The organism is Campylobacter helveticus, assembly GCF_002080395.1.
GTDB classification, from domain to species: domain Bacteria; phylum Campylobacterota; class Campylobacteria; order Campylobacterales; family Campylobacteraceae; genus Campylobacter_D; species Campylobacter_D helveticus.
The window spans coordinates 1,751,859-1,758,726 of sequence record NZ_CP020478.1 but is presented as its reverse complement, the minus strand read 5'-3'; the positions used below and the strand labels follow the sequence as shown (position 1 = coordinate 1,758,726).

Annotated in this window: 8 protein-coding genes; 2 read left to right on the top strand and 6 right to left on the bottom strand. The window is 32.5% G+C overall.

Going from position 1 to position 6,868, the window contains the following annotated elements:
* Nucleotides 1-113 precede the first annotated feature (113 nt).
* Nucleotides 114-590: a crossover junction endodeoxyribonuclease RuvC gene (gene ruvC, locus CHELV3228_RS09290; protein WP_082200712.1), complete on the top strand. Its 477-nt coding sequence runs from the start codon at nucleotides 114-116 to the stop codon at nucleotides 588-590.
* A 40-nt stretch (nucleotides 591-630) separates the two neighbouring features.
* Here ruvC and CHELV3228_RS09285 read toward each other — a convergent pair whose 3' ends face one another.
* From CHELV3228_RS09285 to CHELV3228_RS10125, 6 genes are all read right to left on the bottom strand, one after another.
* Complete coding sequence (locus CHELV3228_RS09285; RefSeq protein ID WP_082200711.1) at nucleotides 631-1,863, bottom strand: AlwI family type II restriction endonuclease; 1,233 nt, start codon at nucleotides 1,861-1,863, stop codon at nucleotides 631-633.
* Nucleotides 1,864-1,910: 47 nt separating this feature from the next.
* On the bottom strand, nucleotides 1,911-2,843 hold the full coding sequence (locus CHELV3228_RS09280) for a DNA adenine methylase (protein WP_082200710.1): 933 nt from the start codon (nucleotides 2,841-2,843) through the stop codon (nucleotides 1,911-1,913).
* Nucleotides 2,840-3,895: a DNA adenine methylase gene (locus CHELV3228_RS09275; RefSeq protein ID WP_200806024.1), complete on the bottom strand. Its 1,056-nt coding sequence runs from the start codon at nucleotides 3,893-3,895 to the stop codon at nucleotides 2,840-2,842. Before CHELV3228_RS09275 ends, CHELV3228_RS09280 begins: the two co-directional genes overlap by 4 nt.
* The gene (locus CHELV3228_RS09270; RefSeq protein WP_082200708.1) at nucleotides 3,889-4,650 is read right to left on the bottom strand and encodes a pseudouridine synthase; all 762 of its coding nucleotides are present in this window, start codon (nucleotides 4,648-4,650) and stop codon (nucleotides 3,889-3,891) included. The genes CHELV3228_RS09275 and CHELV3228_RS09270 overlap by 7 nt, the downstream gene beginning before the upstream one ends.
* 51 nt (nucleotides 4,651-4,701) lie before the next feature.
* Nucleotides 4,702-5,067, bottom strand: coding sequence for a hypothetical protein (locus CHELV3228_RS09265; protein WP_082200707.1), 366 nt, complete (start codon nucleotides 5,065-5,067; stop codon nucleotides 4,702-4,704).
* A gap of 241 nt (nucleotides 5,068-5,308) precedes the next feature.
* Complete coding sequence (locus CHELV3228_RS10125; protein WP_156890194.1) at nucleotides 5,309-5,464, bottom strand: hypothetical protein; 156 nt, start codon at nucleotides 5,462-5,464, stop codon at nucleotides 5,309-5,311.
* Between the two features lie 125 nt (nucleotides 5,465-5,589).
* Here CHELV3228_RS10125 and CHELV3228_RS09260 point away from each other — a divergent pair, with 125 nt between their 5' ends.
* Complete coding sequence (locus tag CHELV3228_RS09260; protein ID WP_082200706.1) at nucleotides 5,590-6,861, top strand: arsenic transporter; 1,272 nt, start codon at nucleotides 5,590-5,592, stop codon at nucleotides 6,859-6,861.
* Nucleotides 6,862-6,868: the final 7 nt, after the last annotated feature.

The window sequence follows — 6,868 nt, the reverse complement described above, 5'->3', positions numbered from 1 at the left end:
TTTCCTACTTTTTAGTCATTTAAGGGCGTAATTTTAGCTTAAAATTTATAAAAAAAGGTTAAAATTCACATCTTGTGAAAAGTTTTTTTCACATTGTGAATAAAGGTAGAAATGTGAAAATTTTAGGGATAGACCCAGGAAGCCGTTTTTGTGGCTATGCCATACTTGAAGCAACTAAGAGCAAAAATTCTCTTATTGAGGCGGGACTTATTAAAATCAAGCCTAGCACCTTGCAGTATCAAATCACAGAGCTTTGCGAGGGGCTTGATTTGATTTTTAAAGCACATTATTTTGATGAGGTTGCGATAGAGGATATATTTTTTGCTTATAATCCCCAAAGTGTGTTGAAACTTGCGCAGTTTCGTGGTGCTTTAAGTCTTAAGATTTTACAACTTCACGGCGAATTTGCAGAATATACCCCCCTACAAATCAAAAAAACCATCACAGGAAAAGCAAAGGCAAGTAAAGAACAAGTCGCTTTTATGGTAAAAAGACTTTTGGGGATTTCAAAGGACATCAAGCCTTTAGACATCACAGACGCCATAGCCATAGCACTGACTCACGCAGCGAATTTAAGGATAAGGGTTTAAATTTTTAATCATTGCTTTAATCTGGGTTTGATACCACTTGCTACCCCAAGTTTCGTTGTATGCAAAGATTTTTGATAGCTTGATTTTGCGTATGAGAGATTTTAATATTTTGGATAAACTCTAAAATATCCATATTTTTAATTTCTAAACCCTCATCAAATTTGATGAATTTTACATATCTTTTAGAATCTTCATAAATCTTTGGAGCGATAAATATGGCAAAAAAAGAGTGCTTTAAATGACTATTTTGAGATGAATTAATCAATTCTTTTAAATGTCTTGTAATCGGCAAAAGCTCATTATTTACCTGCCCCCTGCCACAAATCAAACTCACTTCAATAATGCTTTTGCTTTCTTTATCCTTGCAGACAATATCAGGCTTATTTCCACCTGCAAAGCACTTTGGCAACCCTTCATCATCAATGCTATAATTTGGCATAACCTCTAAGTCCCCAAAATGTTGCCTTAAGGCAATGGCGGTTAGAAATTCAAATCTTACAGGCTCTGGGATAAATCTTAGAATCTCATCTTTGCTTGTCTTGTTTTTGCTAGTTAAAACGCTTAATTCGTGGTAAATTTGCTCTTTGCTATATTGGGCGGCAAAAGATTCAAGCATTTTTTGCTTTAAGCTCTCTTTGTTTGTGTCAATTTGCTCTTTTAGCTCTAGTATATGAGAATCTATTTCGCCCATATATGCAAAATAAGCCTTTTTGTCATCAAATTTTTTATAATGTGAATAATGCTTTAACACATAATCAATCTTTGATATTTCAAAAGTGTTAAAATCTATAAACCTACCATTTCCACGCAGTGAAATAATCCCTGTAATTCTCATCTTTCTAATATATTCATCTATGGATTCTTTGCAAACTTGTGAAAATTTAAAGCGTTTTGTATTTGTGGTTTCTAAAATCTTTAAGCATTTTTCATAAATAAGCTCTTTACTATAAGCAAAGCTAGGATAAGCTTTTCTAAACTCTAAAATATAATGCGTAAGGGCTGCATAATCATCATCTCTCCAGCATAATAAAAAAGGTATTTCTAAAATAGAAAGTTTAGAATCTTGCGTTTTTTCTTGTAATTTTCTTAAAACATTAAGCAATAAAATCAAAGGTGCGTTTGTGTTGATAACATTTCTAAAAGGATTATTGCGTTGATATTTCATCAAACAATTTAAAAAGATATTAGCAATTTTTGCTTCATTGCTTGGGATTTCATTGACTGCGTCTATGAGCAAATGCCCTGTGTGCGAGATAATAAGAGATTTGCCCATCTCATAAAAGCAAAAGCCAAATTCCTAGGATTTTATATTTTTCATTTTTATACATTGCTTACATAAACCTCTAAGGAATCTTTTTTAATGCTATTGTCATTAAAACTTATATAATTGCTTTGAATTGTATAGGTAGGGTATTTTTTGGTGAAGTTTTTTAAAAGCGTGTTTGTTTTGCCTTTATGTGTTAAAAGATTGCTAAGTCCCCACGCAATGCCTTTAGAATCTAGTCTTTCTAAAAGCTCATAAAGCCTAAATTCTAGCTCTTCGTTCCATAGTTTATTATATTCACTTCCGCTAATAAGATAAGGTGGGTCAAGGTAGATAAAATCGCCCTTTTTTAAAGAGATAGAGTTAAGAAAATCCCTAAAATCCGTATTAAAAAACTCAACATCTTTATCTTGGATAAAATGAAAATAATCCATCAAAGCTTTTAAAACATTATGATTAAAATCCACATTACCAACAGGCAAATTAAACTCGCCCCTAGCATTAAATCTAAGCATACGGTTAAAACCATAAATAAGCAAGGCATAAAGCTTTAGCATATCTTTTTTATCGTTGTTAAATTCGTGGCGTAACCTCATATAAGATTCTTTATTAAATTTAGCAAAATAGGTTTTTTTATAGTTTTGTCTTAAATCTGTTGGCGGGATAATGTTTTTAAGAGAGCAAGAAAGATTATAAGATTCTATCAAACTAAAAAGTTGCGTGAAAAAAGTGGGATTTTGTGCATTATTTTGTAAAAATTGATGCAGGGCAATAACATAGAAATCTATATCATTCAGTCTATAATTTTGTGCCTTTGTATTAAGAAATGAGCTTCCACCGCCAACAAAGGGTTCAACATAGGTTTGTATTTTGCTTGGAAATAATCTTTTAATCTGTGGCATTAGTTTATATTTATCGCCTACATAAAAAAATGGAGAGCGGATAATAGTAGCCCCATCATTTTGCAAAAAACTTGTTTGCATTGTCATTTGATTTCACCTATAAAAATAATTTCTTTATGCTCTTTTAAATCTGTCTTTCCACTGCTAAAAGCCTTAAAATCACACTCATAAAGTTTTACCCTGCTAACAGATTCAAGGATTGTTTGAATTTCTTGCAATTTTATCTTATTTCTACTTGAATTTGATTTAGAAGTATAAGTATTATTATAAGTAAGCACCAAAACCCTACATACCTTTGCTAAAGATTCTATCAAGTCTTTAAAAGTCTCTCTAGCCTCCACCTTGCAATATTTGCTTAGATTGGTAGGCTTTGGTTTTAGGGCTACGCCATATAACTCTGGCTTTTTGTTTAATGCTAGATTTTCAAGCAAATGATAGAATCTGCTATATTGCCTAGAATTATAAGGTGGGTCTATAAAGGCTATGTCAATTTGCCTTTTTTGCTTTGCTAGATTTTGTGCTAAAACATTAGAATCTTCCTTATAAATCTCAATGCTTTTTTCAAGCTTTAAAGGGCTTATTAGCTCATAACTAAATCTATCTTGTAAGATAACATTTTTGCGGTAAGCATCATAATGCCCCACCGTGTTTGCCACCCTATCCACACTATAAAGCAAAGAGCTTAAAAGGATAAAAAACTCTTTTTTACTGATAGCTTTTTGGTCTAAAAGATAATCTAGCCTATCACGCACATAGCCTATTATTTTGCTATCATTTTTACTGAAAAACTTATCGCCAAAATGCTTTGAATAATAATTTTCTTTTATATCTTTAGGCTTTAGCTTTGCAAATTCTTTTTTAAAAGATTCTAGCTTTTCTAAATCAAACAAATCTTGTGTAAAAAAGCCTTGATAAATGATGAAATTTGAGTGTAAAAAATCATTGATGATAATACTATTAAACTCTTTCTTTTTAGCAAAATACTCACTCACAACCCCTGTGCCACTAAACACATCAAAAAAGCTAAGATTTTTCTTATCTCTATAATCAAAGCTTTTTAAAATGCTTGTATCAATAGAATCTAAAAGCTTTGTTTTAGCTCCTGTATAGCGGCGAGATGATAGGGAGAACATTAATATCTTATCCCATTTGTTTTTAAAAAATCGCGTAATTTTTCATACTCGCCCCTTTCTAAAAAGCGGTATTTCCCCACTTTTAGCATACCAAGCTCGACTATACCAAAAGCCACTCTTTTTAAGTCCATTACTTCTAAATCAAAATAACCAAAAAAGCGTCTAAGTTCCCTATTTTGTCCTTCATTGATCACGACTCTAAGTTTCGTATAGCCTCCGCTTGAGCCAAAAATTTCAAAGTCTAAAAAAGGAGCAAATTTCATAGAGGTGATTTTTGTTTTTGCGTGAGCGCCCTTAGTGCAGTTTTGAATTTCTAAGCCATTTTGCATTGCCTCGATGACATTTTTTGAAAGATTGCCTTTTATCTTTAAGTAATATTCTCTTTCTAAATCACTATGCATCAAAGCATCAGCTATCACAGGACTATCTGTGAGTAAAAGTAAGCCCTCACTCGCATAATCAAGCCTCCCCACACTAAGCCAAGTGGAAAAATTTTTAGGCAAATTTTCATAGATAGTCTTTCTGCCTCTATCATCTTTGCGGCTGACGATTTCGCCTTTTTGTTTGTGGTAGATGATGACGCTAAATTGCGTTTTTTTGTGAATTCTTTTGTTTTTAAGAAAAATTTTATCTTCTTCTTTGACTTCATCGCTTAATTGGGCGATTTTTTGATTGATTTTAACTAAGCCTTGCTTGATAAGCTCATCGGCTTCGCGGCGTGAATATGTGGTATTGTGAGATAGGAATTTGTTAATCCTCATTATAATGCCTTTTTAAAGGGCATTATAATGAATTTTGATTAAGAAAGTGTTTTAGTAGGCTTTTTTCTTACACTCTATGTCGATTTTTTTCACTGTTACCATTTGAGGTGTGGCTTGTGGGTCTTGGGTATTAGGCTGGGTTGGAGCATTAATGTAAAACACTTCAGCCTCTAAAAAAGTGCCGACTTTTAAATCTTTAAAAGTGCCTTGTTTATCTGTCCAAAAAATTCCACACTCGTCCATATCAATTTGTGTATGAGGTAAAATTTTCATATTAAGCCTTTGTCCGTAAGTTGTCTCTACAAGTATGGTTTTTGAGGCGTCATTAATGTCGATAATCGTCCCATAAATATCCTCCGCATTTGCCACGCTTAAACCTAAGCTTAAAGTCGCTAAAACCGCTAATGTTTTTTTCATTGTTTCTCCTTTAAAAATCTTGCTAGAAGTATAAAATAAATAAGTGAAGCGAAAGTGAATTTTAAATTCTCTCAAAATTCGTTAAATTTTTAGTTGTATTTAAAGGAAAATTGTCGATTTTCCGTATTAACATCAGTAGAGTTTAAAACTCTACTTAAACTTTTTATTTTTCTTCTTCTGCTTTAATTTTTAAGATTTCTCCTAATATTTCTTCGTATCTTTTTCTAGCTTCTTTGCGTTCCTATTCGGTTTCAAAGTCATTAAGGGCAAATTTCTTTTCAAGTTTTGTTCCTTCCTTCGCAAGCTCTTTTAATCTTTCTTTAGGCGAAGAACAACCGCTTAAAAACCCTAACGCTAAAACGCCACTTAAAACCGCACCTACTAAAACTTTTTTCATTGTTTTTCCTTGTGTATTAAAATTGAAAGCACATATTACAAAAAAAAAAAAATAATTCAAGAGCAGATTAAGAAAAATAATTTAGCTATAATTTTTAAGCGTATTTCTCACAAATTAGGGATTTTATGGACCTTATCATTTTTTGTTTTGTAATGCTTGGAATTTATTTGCGTCCATTTGGCACTCCTATTTGGCTTGTCAGCACACTTGGTGCGTTTTTTAGTTTGTTATTTGGTAGCGTGAGTTTGAGAGATGTCATTTTTGTATGGGAAATGGTATGGAATAGCTCTCTTGCTCTTGTTGGACTGATAGTTTTTGCTCTTGCATTGGAAAAGCTTGGTTTTTTCGAGGTCTTGGCATACTACATACTAAAATTATCCACACATAAGCAAACTTTGAATTTGCATACTTGGAAATTTTATATTTTTATGGGAGTGTTTGCAAGTCTTTTGGCAACTTTTTTCGCAAATGATGGGGCGATTTTGATTTTAACGCCACTTATCATCGCACTTTTGGCACATATTAAAAATATAAAATTTTCGCAAAATCCTCTCATTATTTTTTTGTTATTTGTGGGTTTTATGAGTGATTTTGCTTCAAATTTATTTGTTTTTTCAAACTTGACAAATATCATCACAGCAGACTTTTTTAAAATCACTTTCTTAGATTTTGCTCTTATGATGGCGTTGCCACAGCTTTTTGGAATTTTGGCGAGTATTTTGCTTTTTGGGGTATTCATACGCAAACTTCCAAAAACTTTGGAATTTAATGTTTCCACAAAACCTTTGCCGAAATTTTCCACCACTTTATTTTGCGTTGGTTTGGTGATTTTTCTACTTATAGGGATTATTGGTGGAGAGAGTTTTAAAATCCCACTTAGTGTTTTCACACTTGCGGCTGCATTTTTAAGTGTGATTTGGGGAGTTTTCACACAAAAATTTAAAATTTCACAAATTGCAAAAGAAGCTCCTTTTGGCATTGTTCTTTTTAGTTTAGGATTGTTTATTGTTGTTTTTGGGTTGAAAAATATAGGATTGGTTGAATTTTTAAGGGGTGAAATGGCAGATTATAAGCCACTTTCACCCTTTTTTGCGATTTTTGGCGTAGGGATTTTTTCGAGTCTTGGAGCAAGTGTTATTAATAATTTACCTATGGTAATGCTTGGAGATTTGGCACTTTTGGACTCTTCTAAAGAACTTATTTTCGCACATTTACTTGGCTGTAATATCGGTGCAAAGCTTACGCCCATTGGCTCTTTGGCGACATTATTATGGCTTACAAGCTTAAAGAGATATGGAATTTCCATTAGTTTTTTGCAATATATGTTTTTTTCTGCACTTATAACTTTTCCTGTATTAAGTTGTGCGTTATTTGGGCTGTATTTGGTGGCAGGTTAAGATTATT